The organism is Pseudomonas sp. GW821-FHT01A09 (assembly GCF_058986725.1).
Genome location: NZ_JBYSWB010000031.1, coordinates 1 through 16105 on the forward strand (window position 1 = coordinate 1; position 16105 = coordinate 16105).

At 61.0% G+C, this 16105-nt stretch carries 15 protein-coding genes and 1 tRNA gene; 5 read left to right on the forward strand and 11 right to left on the reverse strand.

Annotated features, from left to right (window positions below):
* Positions 1-85: 85 nt before the first annotated feature.
* The 5 genes from AC3WJP_RS25150 to AC3WJP_RS25170 all read right to left on the reverse strand — a co-directional run bounded on the left by AC3WJP_RS25150 (position 86) and on the right by AC3WJP_RS25170 (position 6204).
* Positions 86-2569: a TonB-dependent siderophore receptor gene (locus tag AC3WJP_RS25150; RefSeq protein ID WP_493723569.1), complete on the reverse strand. Its 2484-nt coding sequence runs from the start codon at positions 2567-2569 to the stop codon at positions 86-88.
* A gap of 222 nt (positions 2570-2791) precedes the next feature.
* The gene (locus tag AC3WJP_RS25155; RefSeq protein ID WP_493723570.1) at positions 2792-3727 is read right to left on the reverse strand and encodes a FecR domain-containing protein; all 936 of its coding nucleotides are present in this window, start codon (positions 3725-3727) and stop codon (positions 2792-2794) included.
* Between the two features lie 3 nt (positions 3728-3730).
* Positions 3731-4243: a sigma-70 family RNA polymerase sigma factor gene (locus AC3WJP_RS25160; RefSeq protein WP_493723571.1), complete on the reverse strand. Its 513-nt coding sequence runs from the start codon at positions 4241-4243 to the stop codon at positions 3731-3733.
* Positions 4244-4431: 188 nt separating this feature from the next.
* Entirely contained in the window at positions 4432-4938 is a 507-nt protein-coding gene (locus tag AC3WJP_RS25165) for a GAF domain-containing protein (RefSeq protein ID WP_493723572.1), read from the reverse strand.
* A gap of 120 nt (positions 4939-5058) precedes the next feature.
* Positions 5059-6204 (reverse strand): MFS transporter, encoded by a 1146-nt coding sequence (locus AC3WJP_RS25170; protein ID WP_493723573.1) that lies wholly within the window; start codon positions 6202-6204, stop codon positions 5059-5061.
* A gap of 151 nt (positions 6205-6355) precedes the next feature.
* Between AC3WJP_RS25170 and AC3WJP_RS25175 the strand changes: the two genes are divergently transcribed.
* Positions 6356-6865, forward strand: coding sequence for a MarR family winged helix-turn-helix transcriptional regulator (locus AC3WJP_RS25175; RefSeq protein WP_493723574.1), 510 nt, complete (start codon positions 6356-6358; stop codon positions 6863-6865).
* On the opposite strand, the gene AC3WJP_RS25180 is transcribed toward AC3WJP_RS25175, so the two are convergent.
* Positions 6862-7644 (reverse strand): nuclease-related domain-containing protein, encoded by a 783-nt coding sequence (locus tag AC3WJP_RS25180; protein WP_493723575.1) that lies wholly within the window; start codon positions 7642-7644, stop codon positions 6862-6864. The two genes, AC3WJP_RS25175 and AC3WJP_RS25180, sit on opposite strands and share 4 nt — an antisense overlap.
* 127 nt (positions 7645-7771) lie before the next feature.
* Between AC3WJP_RS25180 and AC3WJP_RS25185 the strand changes: the two genes are divergently transcribed.
* A complete protein-coding gene (locus AC3WJP_RS25185) occupies positions 7772-8518 on the forward strand; it encodes an SDR family oxidoreductase (RefSeq protein WP_493723576.1) in 747 nt (248 codons plus the stop codon).
* Between the two features lie 68 nt (positions 8519-8586).
* Here AC3WJP_RS25185 and AC3WJP_RS25190 read toward each other — a convergent pair whose 3' ends face one another.
* Complete coding sequence (locus AC3WJP_RS25190; RefSeq protein ID WP_493723577.1) at positions 8587-10140, reverse strand: alkaline phosphatase D family protein; 1554 nt, start codon at positions 10138-10140, stop codon at positions 8587-8589.
* Positions 10141-10779: 639 nt separating this feature from the next.
* A complete protein-coding gene (locus tag AC3WJP_RS25195) occupies positions 10780-11106 on the reverse strand; it encodes a DUF3077 domain-containing protein (protein WP_493723578.1) in 327 nt (108 codons plus the stop codon).
* A 473-nt stretch (positions 11107-11579) separates the two neighbouring features.
* Between AC3WJP_RS25195 and AC3WJP_RS25200 the strand changes: the two genes are divergently transcribed.
* Positions 11580-12383 carry a 2OG-Fe(II) oxygenase gene (locus AC3WJP_RS25200; RefSeq protein WP_493723579.1) on the forward strand — a complete coding sequence of 268 codons (804 nt, stop codon included), beginning with the start codon at positions 11580-11582 and terminating at the stop codon, positions 12381-12383.
* A 528-nt stretch (positions 12384-12911) separates the two neighbouring features.
* Here AC3WJP_RS25200 and AC3WJP_RS25205 read toward each other — a convergent pair.
* From AC3WJP_RS25205 to AC3WJP_RS25215, 3 genes are all read right to left on the reverse strand, one after another.
* Positions 12912-13241: a helix-turn-helix domain-containing protein gene (locus AC3WJP_RS25205; protein WP_493723580.1), complete on the reverse strand. Its 330-nt coding sequence runs from the start codon at positions 13239-13241 to the stop codon at positions 12912-12914.
* Positions 13222-13476 carry a type II toxin-antitoxin system RelE family toxin gene (locus tag AC3WJP_RS25210; protein WP_493723581.1) on the reverse strand — a complete coding sequence of 85 codons (255 nt, stop codon included), beginning with the start codon at positions 13474-13476 and terminating at the stop codon, positions 13222-13224. The genes AC3WJP_RS25205 and AC3WJP_RS25210 overlap by 20 nt, the downstream gene beginning before the upstream one ends.
* Before the next feature lie 230 nt (positions 13477-13706).
* Positions 13707-13791 (reverse strand) — tRNA-Leu (locus AC3WJP_RS25215).
* 109 nt (positions 13792-13900) lie between these two features.
* Here AC3WJP_RS25215 and queA point away from each other — a divergent pair.
* The gene (queA, locus tag AC3WJP_RS25220) at positions 13901-14950 is read left to right on the forward strand and encodes a tRNA preQ1(34) S-adenosylmethionine ribosyltransferase-isomerase QueA (RefSeq protein WP_493723582.1); all 1050 of its coding nucleotides are present in this window, start codon (positions 13901-13903) and stop codon (positions 14948-14950) included.
* A 5-nt stretch (positions 14951-14955) separates the two neighbouring features.
* The gene (gene tgt, locus AC3WJP_RS25225; protein ID WP_493723633.1) at positions 14956-16071 is read left to right on the forward strand and encodes a tRNA guanosine(34) transglycosylase Tgt; all 1116 of its coding nucleotides are present in this window, start codon (positions 14956-14958) and stop codon (positions 16069-16071) included.
* The last annotated feature ends 34 nt before the right edge of the window (positions 16072-16105 follow it).

Below are 16105 nucleotides of genomic sequence, written 5' to 3' on the forward strand. Positions count from 1 at the left end.
CCCCCCCCCCCCCCCCCCCCCCCCCCCCCCCCCCCCCCCCCCCCCCCCCCCCCCCCCCCCCCCCCCCCACAGGGTTGCAGTTCGATCAGAACTTGTAGCTGACAGTCGCCGTCACATTGCGCTTTTCGCCCACATAGCACGAGCTCGCCGAGTAGCAGGACGCCACGTAATACTCGTTGGTCAGGTTGTTGGCATTGACCTTCACCGATGTCCCTTTGAGCCCAACGCGGCTCAGGTCATAGCTGACCGAAGCGTCGTACAAGGTGTACGAAGGCACCTTGAAGTCATGGGCATCGTTACCCCAACTGCTGCCCACATAACGCACCCCGGCGCCCAGGCTGAAACCACCCAGCAGCGTGTTGTCGTCGAAATGGTAGTCGGCCCAGCCGCTGGCCAGGTGGCCCGGGGTCTGATAGGGCGTGTTGCCATTGGCATCCACCAGGCTGCCGGCGCTGTTGTAGACGAAGTACGACTTGCTGTATTCCACGTCATTCCAGGTGTAGCTGCCGATCACCCGCAGATTGGCGGTGACGTTGGTCCGCGCTTCCAGCTCCAGGCCCTTGGACTTGATCTGCCCCACGCCTTTGTAGAACGAGCTGGTGCTCAGGTTGTTTTCCTTGGCGAACAGGTTGTCCATGGTCATGTCGTAGACCGCCACGGTGTACAGATCGTCGCTGCCGGGCGGCTGGTATTTCACCCCCAGTTCCCATTGTTCGCCGGTGGTGGGCTTGAGGATCTGCGCCGAACTCGAGTAGTTGGAGGTCGGGTTGAACGAGGTCGAGTAGCTCACGTAGGGCGCGATGCCGTTATCGAAGGTGTAGAGCGCCCCCAGATGCCCGCTGAGCTTGTTGCCGACGTTGGCGTCCTTGCTCTGGGCGTAGTAGTCGTCGATGGACACGTCATACCAGTCCTGACGCAGCCCGGCGGAGAAGTTCCAGTGGCCCACCTCGATCAGATCCTGCAAGTAAAGCCCAGCCTGCTTCTGCCGGCGCAAGGCGTCGCTGCTGGTGGCCAGGCCAGAAAGGTCGTTGCCGTTGTACACCGGCGCGGTCACGTCCAGCGGCGTCACCGAACTGTAGTCGTAGGTGTAGTCGACGCGGTTCTTCATGTACTGGTAGTCGAGACCGGCCACCACCGTGTGGGAAAACGGCCCGGTGTCGAATTTGGCCTGCAGCATGTTATCGAGGATCCACGAATGCAGATGCTCCTGACCACCGCTGTAGCCGCGGTAGAGATCGTTGCTGGTGGCCGAGGTGTAGCCACTCTGCCAGACCTGATTGTTGTCGACCTTGGCGTCCAGATAGCGAAAGTTCTGCCGCGCGCTCCAGACGTCGTTGAAGCGATGCTCCAGCTCGTAGCCGACCATCTCCTGGGTGCGATTGAAGTTCTCGATGTGCTTGTCACCCTCGAAGAAACTCGCCGGCAGACGATAGCCATTGCGCTGGTGCAGGGTGCCTGAGGCCGGCAGGCTGCCGTGCCAACCGCCGTTGGGATCGTGCTGCAGGTAGGCTTGCAGATTGAGCGTGGTGTCGTCGTCCAGGTCCATGGTCAGGCTGGGCATCAGCGTGTAGCGGGTCTCTTCGACGCCGTCGATCTGGGTGTTGCCGTCCTTTGCCAGGCCCACCACGCGGTAGGCCATCTTGTCGCTCAGCGGCCCGGTGAAATCGAAGCCGGTGGTCTTCATGTCGTGGCTGCCGTAGGACACGTCGATCTGCCCCGAGCGCTCGTATTCCGGGCGTTTGGTGGTCAGCGACGCCAGCCCGCCGGGGTTGCTGCGGCCATAGAGCACCGACGACGGGCCCTTGAGGATGTCGATGCGCTCGAGGAAGTACGGATCGATGGACAGCGTCGTGTACGAGCCCGGATCGCCCATGGACTTGAGCCCGTCGATGATGACGTTGTCCACCGAGCCATCGTTGATGCCGCGCAGGGCCAGGTAATCGTAGCGGTGGGTGCTGCCGTACAGATTGCTGACCACGCCCGGGGTGTAGCGCACGGCCTCGGCGACGGTGCGCGAGCCTTGCTCGTCCATCTGCTGGCGGGTTACCACCGACACGCTCTGGGTGGTCTTGGCCAGCGCTTTGCTGGTCTTGGTGGCGACGCTGCTGTGGCTGGCGTTGTAGCCATCCACCGAGCCCAGCGCGTTGCCCAGGGAGCTTTCGATGTACAGCGGGCCTAGCTCGGTGCTCGCGCTTTGGCCGTTGCTGGTCGGTACCAGCGACCAAGTGCCCTGGGCGTCCTGCACCGCGTTCAGGCCGCTGCCTTGGAGGATCTTCTGCAGGCCACCGCTGACGTCGTAATCGCCCTGCAATCCAGGCGATTGCTTGCCTTGAGTGAAGCTGGCCGGGGTCGACAACAGAATGCCGCTGTCGCTGGCAAAGCGGCTCAGCGCTGCGGACAAGGGGCCGGCGGGGATGCTGTAGCGGTGCGCGCTCTGGTTGCTGGCGTCTGCGGCAGAGGCGTGGGGCGCAACGCTAGCCAGCAGGGGCAGGGCGAACAAGGCGGCATGAATGGCCAGGCGCAACGAGCGGGCGGGCGCAGAAGCAAGATTGAGCGGCGAGCGAGGCATTGGGGGTCCCTTGTGATGAATATCGATGAGCTACCTGGATTGCCCATCGAGAGCGCAAAAGGGGAACCGCCTGCGTGAAAATATTTTAGACAGGCCAGTGATACCTCTGTGGTGAGGGGGCTTGCTCCCGAGGGGTCGTAACTGACCTACCGCGCTCATTCAGTATCGGCCCCTCGGGAGCAAGCCCCCTCACCACAGGTAAATGCATTGCATGGCGCAGCATCACACGCGCTCAACGGTGACCCACCATGGCAGCGTCCTCTGCACCCGCACCGGCAGGGTCGTCGCCAGGGCGTCCAGCACCCGATCGGTATCGGCCAGCGGGAAGGCGCCCACCACTTTGAGCCCGGCGATCCGTGGATCGCAGCCCAGGTAACCATGGCGATAACGCCCCAGTTCGGCGAGAAAATCGTCCAGCCGCCGCTCGTTGGCCATCAGCATGCCGGTGCTCCACGCTTGCCGGCCGGCGTCACCAGGCCCCGACTGCAACACACTATGGGCGTCGAAGCGGGCGAACTCTCCGGCCTGCAGACGGGTTATCTCGCTGCCAGCGCCCAGCAGCAAGGCGACTTCGCCGCTGTAGACGTCCACGCGGTTGTCATTGCCTTCCAGGCGCAGGCTCAGGCGCGCCTGCCGAGTCCGCAGGGTGCCGGCGGCGCAACGCAACAGCAGCGGTCGGGCGTCGGCGTGGGCATCTATGAGGATTTCGCCGCGATACAGGTGCAGACGACGCTGGTGAGCGGTGAAATCGATGTCCAGCGCGGTATCGGTGTTCAGCCACAGCGGCGAGCCGTCGGCCAACTGCATTTGCCGCCGCTCGCCCACCGCCGTGCGTTGCTGCGCGGTCCAGCCCGCGATGCGCTCGCGGCCGCTGTGCCAGGCCAGTGCGCTGCTGCCCAGTAGCAACCCCATAGCCTTGAGCGCGGTGCGCCGGCTGCTGCGCTGGCCCAGCACGCCACCGACGGCGCGCCCGGCCTTGTCTACGCTGAGCCGCTGCAACTGGCCGCTGATGCGCTCGACCTTGCGCCACGCCTGGGCATGCTCCGGCTGGCGCAGCCACTGCTGCCAGGCCTGCTGATCGGCGTCGCTGAGCGGGCCATCGGCATGCAAGGCGAACCACTGCGCGGCGTCCTGCAGTACGCGGTATTCCTGGCTCATCGCTCAATCCTCCAGCAGCATCAGGCACTGCAGCATCGCTTGGGCCATGTACTTCTTGACCATGCGCTCCGACACCTCCAGCTCGGAGGCGATGGCGGCATAGGTGAGGCCATGCAGCTGCGACAGCAGGAACGCCTGGCGTACCCGTGGCGCCAGGCTGCGGAGCAAGGCGTCGACCTGCAGCAGGGTTTCGAGGATCAACGCGCGGGTTTCCGGCGAGGGCGCGCAGGCCTCGGGCTGCAGGGCCAGGGCGTCCAGATAGGCGCGCTCGATATCGCGGCGCCGCCAGAAATTGATCAGCAGGCCGTTGGCGATGGTGTGCAGATAAGCCCGCGGTTCGCGCACGGCGAGCAGGTCGCGAGGCTTGTCGAGCAGGCGCAAGAAAGTGTCCTGGGCCAGATCCGCAGCGTTTTCGGTACAGCCCAGGCGCTGGCGCAGCCAACCGTGCAGCCAGCCATGATGGTCGCAGTACAGCTGCTGCACGGTGGGTGGGGAGGGGTGGGCGGAGCTGGCCATGGCCTGTTACCAAATGGGTGATCTTTGGTAATGATAAGTATTATCACAAAGACTTTCCACCCCGCCGATTAGCGCTCGTGTACCCGTACCGCTACGGCAGAGTGGCCGGCTGCAAGGGTGGTGCGGGCTTGGCGGCGTTGACGGTGCAGGCGGGGAGAGGGAGGCGGGACGTCTCCCTCAGACGCAGGTCAGCTTTCTGCCAGCTCACGATGCGAGGAAAAAAGACAGCCGATCAGCTTGGAAAAGATCGTCAGCGTGTCGATGAGGTCAGGGTCTTCCAGCAGCGTGGCGCGAGAATCCATCACGCAAAGCGTGCCGTAGATAGCACCGTCCGGAAGAAAGATCGGCACGCCGATATAACTCTCGAAACCGTATTTCTTCGGCGTGGCGCGGTCAGCGTAGCGTTGATCCTGGCTCAAGCTGGGGATGACCAGCGGCCGACGCTCAAGACGCACGTCATTGCACAGGGTGGTGTCCAGGGCCACGGTATCGCCAGGCTGGATGCCGAAGTGGATTTCGTCATGGACGGCACAGGCAATCCAGTCCGCTTCGCTGAATTTGGCAATGGCGGCGCAACGCATGCGCGTCAGGCGGGTCACCAGCGTAAGCAGATTGGTGGTGCTTTCTATTTCTGCAATGGCAGCCCGCTCAGCACGGCTTAGCGGGATCTGCTGGATGAAGGTTGCGGACGTCATGGGCCAAGACCTTGCTGCTGAGGAACTCGCATTCTAGCGAGGGCTGGCGCAGCTTACACGTAGGTAAAACCGCGCACGAATTGAACCTGTCTATCGCGTTCGCCTGCCGGGGGGCTTGATTCACCGGCAGACCGTCTTGCTCGGACCTGGCCGTGATGGCGAGAAGCGCTGGCAGATCATCAGCAGTATCGCGACGCCGATCGCCATTACCACCCAAGCCAGGCGCAGCGACGACAACTCATCGCGCAGCACCCCGGCGAGGAAGGGCATGCACGCGGCGATCAGATATCCCCCACCCTGAACGAACGCCAGCAGCGAACCCGCCTGGGCCGGCGAGTTCGCATGATCCAGGGCGACGATCAACGACAACGGAAACAGCGCGCCAATGCCTAGCCCCAACAGCAAGGTGGCGGCCAGGGCCAGCTGCATCGGTGCACCGATCAGGCAGCCCAACCCCGCAATGATCGACAGGATGACCAGTGCCAGTGCGATTCTGCGATCCGCGAAGCGGTGAATGAGCGCCGAAACCAGCAGCCCGGCAACCACCTCGGTAAGGGTCAGTGCGCCCAACAGATAACCCGCGTTGGCTGCCGGCCAGCCAAGCTCGATGTAGTAGGGCGGCAACCACGCCAGTACCAGCGTATATGCACCGGTGCCGATGCCGAAAAACACCATAAGCAGCCATGCCCGCGGGTTGCCGATGGGCAAGCCCACGGGATGGGGGGTGTGCTGTCGACCGCTGGCAACCAGTACCCAGGCGCCCAAGGCGATCAGCGCCGGGATCGCCGCAACTCCCAGGGTCCATCGCCAGCCGATCGCCTCTACGCCTGGTGCCGCCAACGCCGAGGCAATCGCGGCGCCGGCCATGATTCCTGTGGTGAACAACCCCATCAAGGTGCCAGCGCTGTGCGGATAGGCCCGTTTCAGGAAGGCCGGCATCAGTGCCTGGGTCATGGCGATGCCTATTCCGCCCAGAGCGGCGGTCGCAATCACTCCAGAAGACGCATCGACGCCGGCTCTGAAAGCGCTGGCCACGAAAATCATCAGCAGCCCAGCGGCGATGCCGGCTTTCTCGCCGATGCGCCGCTGCAGCCATGGCCCGGCCAACGCGAATAGGCCCATCATCATCACGGGAAGCGTGGTCAGCAGGCTGGCTTCGGTATTGGTCAATGCCAGGTCCGTTTGAAGCGTCCCCAGCAGTGGGCCGATGGCGGCCATGATGGGGCGCAGGTTGATACCCACGAGCACCGCAAGCAGTGCGATCAAGGTTTTCGATGGCGCCCCCTTTCTGGCTGTTTGGTTGTTACCTCCCATGACGCTTCCCTCGTAGAATGGTGTGTGCAGGAAATATATCTTAACGTTAAGATATGTTAAAAGGCGAGGTGTTTGATTGATGGCGTCTGAAGATGAAACGCAGATGAACGACCACGTCGATTTTGTGGTGGCCCAGTGGGCAGAAGCGATGCCGGAGGTAGACGCGTCGTCGATGCAGGTATTCGGGAGGATGGTGCGCGTGCAAAAGCATCTCGAGCGCCTGCGCACGGAGGCTTTGGCGCGATTTGGGTTCAAGGAAGGGGAGTTCGATGTGCTGGCTACCTTGCGTCGATCCGGTGCTCCGTTTCGGCTCACACCGACCGATCTGTATCGTTCGTTGTTGGTAACGTCAGGGGCGATGACCAATCGCCTGGCCCGGCTGGAAGGCGCCGCGTTGATCGAGCGAGTCAGCGATGTCCAGGATCGCCGCAGTTCACAAGTGGCGCTGACGGCAAAGGGCAAGGCGCTGATTGAAGAGGCCGTCGGTGCGCATACCGAGATCCAGAATTCAGTGCTGGCGCCGCTGTCGGGCAAGCAGCGCGAGGCGTTGGCGCAGATGCTCAAGGTGGTATTGGCGGCGCTGCCGGGTGAAGCCCCGGATGTTTCGGATTAAAGCTTTTGCCTGGTGCGGCACTTGGGAAACAAAGAGCATCCCCAGAATCGCTGCCCGGCGTGTTCCCCGGTTTTCACCGTGCGGATAACCTGCGCATTTCCGCACCTGGGGCATTTACGCTCGGCAGTCGGATCTGCGCGCCGTTTCAAATGATCCACATGCGCGCGATGGGTCGCCAGCGAGGGCGCCCGACGAGCGCCTTGTAGTGCATTCACCAGGTCATCGACTTGCGCGCGGGTAAACACGGGCGTCTGAAATGATGTGATGTAGCGGATAAAGCCGATCCCTTTGGTCACGTTGGCCGGCATTGCAGTCTTGAACACACTGCCACCGACAAAGGTGATGATCGAGTGCAGATGTTCGGGGGCAAGGCCGAGTGTGGCTTCCAGCGCTTTGAGGTGCTTGTAGTTCTGTCGCAGTGGATTCTGGAACCTGTAAGTGTTGCGATAGATCTTTTGTGTCCACTGTGGCTGGTTCGCGCTGCCGAAGATCCAGCCCTGCATGTTCTTCGTTTCCAGCACGAAGATGCCGAAAGGCGAGAGAAACACATGATCGATCTGGGTGGTGCCGTCCGGGGTATCCAGCGTGACGTTGTGCAGGCGGCGGTAGAGGTGCTTGTCGAGTTTCCAATGGGCGAACAGGCGCACGAGAAGTTCGCCGATCTGGCCTTTGGCCCAGCGGGATTTCAGCAGGCTCAGTACGATCAGTACGGGTATGAGCCAGCGATAAGTGCCCCATAGCGGCGCGAGCAGTTGGCTGAACAGCGGGTTGAATTCCATTTCGTGGCATTGCCTGTTTGCAGTGTTGAGGGCGCGTTAGTGTCATCTGACTCCATGGGCCTATCGGCTGCGCTCCAGCGGGCTTTAGTTTATTGTCGAGCGCTGGCTACTTAATCACGGAGTCAACATGACAGGGATCGCATTGGTCACCGGCGGCAGCCGCGGTATCGGCGCCGCTACTGCCGTCAAACTTGGCGCACTCGGTTATACCGTCGTGCTCACTTATGCACAGGATAAAGCCGCCGCCGAACAGGTGGTCGGCGCTATTGAAAGCGCAGGCGGCAAAGCCCGAGCCTACGGCCTGGACATCGCCTCGGAGGCGCAAGTGCTGGCGCTGTTCGAAGTCCTGGATGCCATGCCGCAACCGCTGACGTTGCTGGTGAATAACGCGGGCGTAACTGAGGGATTCAGCAAACTTGAAGCCCTGACGTTCGAGCAGTTGCAACGGGTGTTTCAGGTCAACGTATTTGGCGCCTTCATGTGTGCTCGCGAGGCGGTGCGGCGTATGGGGCATTCACATGGTGGCAGCGGCGGGGTGATCGTCAATGTGTCTTCACGGGCGGCAGAGTTGGGCGGTAGCGGAGAATGGATTCATTACGCTGCCACCAAGGGTGCGCTGGACAGTTTGACGCGGGGATTGGCCAAGGAAGTTGCTCGCGATGGTATTCGCGTCAACGGCGTAGCGCCGGGCTTGATCGATACCGATCTGCATGCCACTAACGGCAAGCCCGAACGCGTGGCGGATATGGCGCCGAATATTCCGCTGGGTCGGGCAGGATTGCCGGAAGAAGTGGCCGATTGCGTGGCCTGGATCGCATCGGCGGGGGCAGGGTATGTGACGGGGGCGATCGTGCCGGTGTCTGGGGGGCGGTAGTAGCGCCGCCCGATGGATTGCGTGCCTTGGCGGCGTTTGCGTCTCGACGGCCAAGGCATACCGCTCGATCAAACCGGCTGCAACCGCTGCTCGAACACCACCACCCCATCCAGATCGCGCAGTTGCACAGTCATTTCGCCACTTTGCCCTTCAATCTGTACTTCCCCGAAAAACTGATACCCGGCAAAGGGCGACGTGTTCTGCGCAGGCGGTGCCTTCTGGAACACCACCTCGGGCCCAAACGTCCCATCCAGCGGATTAGGCCCGAAACTCCCGGCATTCAAAGGCCCGGCAACGAACTCCCAGAACGGCTCGAAATCCTGAAATGCCGCGCGGTCCGGATGATAGTGATGCGCCGCGCAATAGTGCACATCGGCCGTCAGCCATACGGTGTTGGCCACCTTGTGCTGTCGCAGGAATCCGAGCAAGTCGGCCATCTCCAATTCGCGGCCCTTGGGCGCACCATTGTCGGCATTGGCAATCGCTTCCCAGCGCCCGACACCAGGGCTGACCTCGCCGTCCGGCACCCCCAGCCCGATCGGCATGTCCGCCGCGATCACCTTCCACTGCGCCTGGGAATTCTTCAGGCCGGTCTTGAGCCACTCCATCTGGGCGGGCCCCATGAACGCGGTGTCCGCACTAGGTTTTTCCGCCAGATTGGCGTCGTTGGGCCCGCGATAGCTGCGCATGTCCAGCACGAAGATGTCCAGCATCGGCCCATAGCTGAGCTTGCGGTAGATACGCCCGCCGTTGTCGGCCCGCTGCCGACGCATGGGTGAATACTCGAGCCAGGCCTGGCGAGCGTTGCCGACCAGGGCGTTGATGTCCTTGGTGTGATAACGCGGGTCCAGTTGCTTGCTCGATGACCAGTTATTGGTTACTTCGTGATCATCCCACTGCCAGATCTGCGGCACCTCGGCGTTGAAGCGGCGCACGTTTTCGTCCATCAGGTTGTAGCGATAGGCGCCGCGATAGTCGGCGAGGGTCTCGGCGACTTTGCTCTTGGCCTCCGTGGTGATATTGCGCCAGACGCGGCCGTTCTCGGTGGTGAGGGTTTCTGGCACCGGGCCGTCGGCGTAGATGGTGTCACCGCTGTGGATGAAGAAGTCCGGCAGGCGCAGGCGCATGGCTTCGTAGATACGCATGCCGCCGATGTCCGGGTTGATGCCGAAGCCCTGGCCGACCGTGTCGCCGCTCCAGACGAAGCGGATATCGCGGCGTTGGCTTGGGGCGCTGCGCAAGTGGCCGAACCAGGGCTCGCTGGCCACGCCGCTTTGCGCATCCTCGAACTGCACGCGATAGAAAATCGCCTGGTCCACTGGCAGGCCGGTCAGTTCGACCCGCGCGGTAAAGTCGGTGTTGGCATCGGCCAGTGCCGAGACCAGGCGGCGTGGGTTGTTGAACACGCTGCGGGTGTCCCATTCCACCACCATCCGCGCCGGCCGGTCGCAGCGGCTCCAGACCATGGCCTTGTCGCCCAGCAGGTCGCCGGATTGCACACCGTCGGTGAGCTGTGGGCGGTCCTGGGCGGCGGCGATGACGGCGGGCGCCACGCCGGGGAGCAGCAGGCTGGCGCTCGCTACTTGGAGGATGCGGCGGCGGCTGAGGTCGAATGAAGTCATGGCGAAGCCCTGTGTGGGAAAAGGGCTATGTAAGCGTGGGGATGTGACAGGTTGGTGAAGGGACGGCGATGTCCGTAAACGGATAAGGGGGAGGCATGCTGCGGCTCGGGCATACGCGTAGATGGGTGCGGGAAGATTTGCGGACGTTTGTGGTGTTGGTTTCAGTGGCCAGTCTGTGGCTGCTCAAATTTGCACATCCTGGTGTCGCGTATTATGTTGGCGCTGCAGCCCTAGGCCGCCCTCTCCCAGAAATCCTTTTGGTTCATGCTGGTGATGACGCTAGGTAAGTATCCATGGCCCCGCTTTGCGGGGCCATCTTGTTTCTGGGCCGGATATTCTCATCTGTCCTTCTTGCGCAAGGCCGGCCCGCGACCTGGCTGACCGCCTGATGCGGGCCGCCGCAGGCATCACGCGCTCGTTCCGATGCGCATATCTACTTATTTATTTCGACCAGAGCAATGGCGGCATTTTGTCTGGATGTTGCGGTAGGTAAGTGCTGCATCGTGCAGGCATACGCGTCCTCTAGTGGCGTTCACATCGTGACTCGATACCCCAGATCGCGAACCGGGTTCAGCAGCCCCGCACCGGCGCTATCGACAAGATGTTCAGGGGGCGATAGCGCCGATGATTCCAACAGGTTTACTGGCCGGTGGATGGGGACGAGTCGGATTGCTGTGATGCCGATTCACCGCTGTACTGGGCGCTCTGCAGCCCGACGGTGACGTCGTCGATGATGGCTTTGGCCATGTCGCCGAGATAGTGGGCGGCCCAGACCAGATTGCTTCGCGGTTCGCCATTGCTGTCTGGGAGGGTGAGTTCGTTGACCGAGGCCATCAGCAGCGAGGCATGTTCCAGGGCTTCGATTGCGCAGATGCCTGGGTTGAGGCGGAACAGGCGCTGGTTTTGAGCATTGCAAGAAGCGAAGGTAACTATGCCGGGCGTAGCGCATTCAGCAACTGCTTTCATAGCGCACCTCCCACTATTACATCGGTATAGGGGTAAGCGGGTACGTGAATTTCAGGGGGATCGAGGTTTGTCATCGGGATAGCTCCAACGTTGAGGAACTGCCACCGTTCGCGGCCAAGCGAATTTGGGTGGCAGATTGCGCGGGGTTGGCCGACCAGGACGTTAGCACCCGGCACACCCGAAGGTGTCCCCGCGCAACCCGCCATAGCACGGAGTTGCGGGCGCAAAAAAAGCGCCTGCAATCGTGATGGGGCGCTGTTGCGCCTAACGTTCAAGGGCGGCCAAGCCCAGGTCGCTGAATTTGCAGCGACGTGCCGAACGATACCTAGGTCGGGTAGGGCACGCAACCGCCGCATTTCACTGTGTGTTTCGGCATATGACAGCGGCTGGACGGCTGAACAGACCCTGAAGTAGTGTGTGCGCCAAGCGTCGACAGCATCGACAGATCTTTGGATTGAATGATTGGAGCGGTAATGGCATCCACCCCCCAAACGCTACCCCTGACGCTTGCTCCAGCATTGGATTTCGATCACAACGCGGCCAGCGCTCTTGGTGCTTCGCTCAATGGCAGCTATGTACAAGCGACGCCATTTGCGCACATCGTTATCGATGATTTCCTCAATGAGGATTTGATCGCGAGTATCTGCCAGCACTTCCCGGTCGAGCCCACCCACAACGAGATGCTCTATGAGCGTGGCTATAAAGGCCAGCTCAAGCGCCAGATCAGCCCCAACGAATGCTCGCCCTTTCTGAAAACTGTTTTCAATGCCTTCAACTCCGCGCCCATGCTGCAGTTTCTGGAAAAACTCACGGGCATCGAGGGCTTGATACCGGATCCCTATTTCGCCGGTGGCGGGCTGCACGAAACCAAAAGCGGCGGCTTTCTGGGCGTGCACTCGGATTTCAGGCTTAATAAAAAGCTCAACGTCGAGCGTCGGCTGAATATCATCATCTATCTGAACCAAGACTGGCAGGAAGCGTACGGCGGCCATCTGGAGTTATGGGATGTCGGCATGAAGACCTGCCTGAAAAAGATCCTGCCCATTTACAACCGCTGCGTGATTTTCAATACCGATAAAGACAGCAATCATGGCCACCCCGAACCGTTAACCACGCCGGAACACATCACTCGCCGGTCTGTCGCGCTTTATTACTACACTGCTCGGGGCAGTGCGGTAGACCCTGGCGAGAGGAATAAAACCCATTACAAGCCGAGGCCGAAAGATCGGTTGAGCGTCCGTTATTACATTAACAAGTGGTTCAAGAAGAAAAATTGACATGGGCTGCACATATTTGTTCTCTGCGCCCTTGATCGAGCCTGAACTCTGCGTTGGATGCCGTTGACACGAGCCTGTCCTAGGTTGATAGTCCACCTGTCGACACAGACCGGAACCTCCATGAGGGGTGTCGATATCGGAGCGAGAGCTCTCTCAGCCCGTGAGCGAGATAGGCGAAAGCCGAAAGATCAGGCCGATAATGGATTCAGCAAAAGCCCCAGAAGCGTAAGCTCTGGGGTTTTTTGCATTCTGGTCATACGGATTTGCTTACGTTGCGCATTTGCAGAATGTAGCGCACGTTGTAGGGCCTACTTCGCGGTAGCGACGTACGGCCCTAAACGTCCACCTCGTAGGCGCTGATCACGCGTAGTTTTAGCCTGTTCGTTGTCCCGCTCGGATGGCTGATCGAGAAAAAATCGCGTATTCGTGAAGATCGAGGCAGAAGTAACGCTGGCCACCTGGCAGAGGCCTAGCATGTAAATCGGCGTCCATGGAGGCCGAAACCATAACTTGCGGCCCTCAGCTTTTTCACAACTCCAGCTGATCAGCCTGTATACCGAACGCCACGGCAATCTTCTCCCGCGTCGCCTTGCGCGGTTTGGACCCTGCTTCCTGCTGCGCATAAGCTGGTTGAGTGATCCCCAATCGCCTGGCGACTTCTTCTTGCGTCAGGTGCAGGTATTCGCGCCAGGCTTTAACCGGCGACGCTCCATCCACGACCCGGCTGACCACCTCATGCGGAATCAAGTCGTTGTCAGCATTGTGTCGTGATATGTACTGGGCGTAGGGGATCACGACAAAGGCTGGTTTGCCTTCGGCGTCATTGATGATTTGCACTTCAGTACGTGCGTTCGTCACGTTTCTTTACCTCATTGATGCTGACGATCTTGATTGCGCCGTCCCAATCGAACAGGACGCGATAGTTACCCACTCGCAGCCGGTAGCCATAGTGATGATGGGCCAGGGCTTTGACGTTGGATACGTCTGGCATGGCGCTGAGCTCCCCCACGGCATCGCGGATCTGGCCTTGGTGATGGGTATGCAGCCTGCGAAGCTGCTTAACGGCTTTTCGGTGCCAGCTGATCGTATTCACGAATAAAATATACGTTTTTTATAAGTTGGTCGCGAATTTTTGCTTATGTTTACTGGCGTGGCAACGGAGGGATATTGTCCTGATGTTTCGCGATGGTCTGCGCAGATCTGGGCACAGTCATTGACCAGGTAGCGGGTGGGATAGAGGCCAAACCCCGCCCACAAAAAAACCGGCTCATCGGCCGGTTTTTTTCGCCAACCCGGTAGAAGGGTCAACGTCACATCTAATCATGGTGCCCCGAGGGAGACTCGAACTCCCACTCCTTTCGAAAACGGATTTTGAATCCGCCGCGTCTACCAATTCCGCCATCAGGGCTTGCTGGGCGCGAAGTATAGAGAGGGTCCGACCGTTGGTCAACAAGGTTTCATGGCCAGATTTACAGAAATTTGCTAAGCTTTTCAGCCCTATGTAGCCGAACACCATCATGCGCGTCGCCGATTTCTCCTTCGAACTCCCCGATTCCCTGATCGCTCGCCACCCGCTGGCCGAGCGCCATGGCAGCCGCCTGCTGGTCCTCGATGGGCCGAGCGGGGCGCTGGATCACCGTCAATTCATCGACCTGCCGGGCTATCTGCGCCCAGGCGACTTGATGGTATTCAACAACACCCGGGTGATTCCGGCGCGGGTGTTCGGGCAGAAGGCGTCGGGCGGCAAGCTGGAAATCCTTGTGGAGCGAGTGCTCGACAGCCACAGCGTGCTGGCCCACGTGCGCTCGAGCAAGTCGCCCAAGCCGGGGTCGAGCATTTTGATCGACGGCGGTGGCGAGGCCGAGATGGTCGCGCGCCACGATGCGCTGTTCGAGCTGCGCTTCAATGAAGAAGTGCTGCCGCTGCTCGACCGCGTCGGGCACATGCCGCTGCCGCCGTACATCGATCGCCCGGACGAGGGCGCCGACCGCGAGCGCTATCAGACGGTGTACGCCGAGCGTTCCGGCGCGGTCGCGGCGCCGACCGCCGGGCTGCATTTCGATGAGCGGATCCTCGAACAGATCAAGGCCAAGGGCGTCGAGACCGCCTTCGTGACCTTGCACGTGGGTGCGGGCACCTTCCAGCCGGTGCGGGTCGAGAAGCTCGAAGACCACCACATGCATAAAGAGTGGCTCGAAGTGAGTCAGGACGTGGTCGATGCCGTCAACGCTTGCAAGGCGCGTGGCGGTCGGGTGATTGCCGTGGGCACCACCAGCGTGCGCTCGCTCGAAAGCGCCGCGCGAAGCGGCGAGCTCAAGCCCTTCAGCGGCGATACCGATATCTTCATTTTCCCGGGCCGTCCCTTCCATGTGGTCGACGCCCTGGTGACCAATTTCCATTTGCCGGAATCCACGCTGTTGATGCTGGTGTCGGCGTTTGCGGGTTATCGCGAAACCATCGCGGCCTACAAGGCTGCTGTGGATAACGCCTACCGCTTCTTCAGTTATGGTGATGCGATGTTCATCACCCGCAATCCGCAAGCGTGCGGCCCAGAGGATCAAGCATGAGTCGTATGTCTTTCGAATTGCTGGCCACCGACGGCAAGGCCCGTCGTGGCCGCCTGACGTTCCCCCGTGGCGTGGTCGAGACGCCGGCGTTCATGCCGGTGGGCACCTACGGCACGGTCAAGGGCATGCTGCCGCGGGATATCGAGGCGACTGGCGCGCAGATCATCCTCGGCAACACCTTCCACCTGTGGCTGCGCCCGGGCACCGAGGTGATCAAGGCCCACGGTGACCTGCACGATTTCATGCAGTGGAACGGCCCGATTCTGACCGACTCCGGTGGTTTCCAGGTATTCAGCCTGGGCGCCATGCGCAAGATCAAGGAAGAAGGCGTGACCTTCGCCTCGCCGGTAGACGGCGCCAAGGTGTTCATGGGCCCGGAAGAGTCGATGCAGGTGCAGCGTGACCTGGGCTCGGACATCGTGATGATCTTTGACGAATGCACGCCGTACCCGGCCGATGAAGACGTGGCTCGGGTGTCGATGGAACTGTCGTTGCGTTGGGCCCAGCGTTCGAAGAATGCCCATGCCGACAACACCGCGGCCTTGTTCGGCATCGTTCAGGGCGGTATGCACGAGAACCTGCGCATGCGCTCCCTCGAAGGCCTCGACAAGATCGGCTTCGACGGCCTGGCCATCGGCGGTCTGTCGGTGGGCGAGCCCAAGCACGAGATGATCAAGGTGCTGGATTACCTGCCCGGTCAGATGCCCGCTGACAAACCTCGTTACCTTATGGGCGTTGGCAAACCGGAAGATCTGGTGGAGGGTGTGCGCCGCGGTGTGGACATGTTCGATTGCGTGATGCCAACCCGCAATGCCCGCAATGGGCATCTGTTCATCGATACCGGCGTGCTGAAGATCCGTAACGCGTTTCATCGCCATGATGATTCGCCGCTCGATCCGACCTGCGATTGCTACACCTGCCAGAACTTCTCTCGCGCTTATCTGCATCACCTGGACAAGTGCGGTGAAATGCTGGGGAGTATGTTGAATACGATCCACAATTTGCGTCATTACCAGGTGCTGATGGCTGGTTTGCGCGAGGCTATTCAACAGGGTACATTGGCCGCCTTTGTCGATGCCTTCTACGCCAAACGCGGGCTTGTTACGCCGCCTTTGGCCTGATTTCGTGACCTTATAGAGTCAACTTTTGCTACTG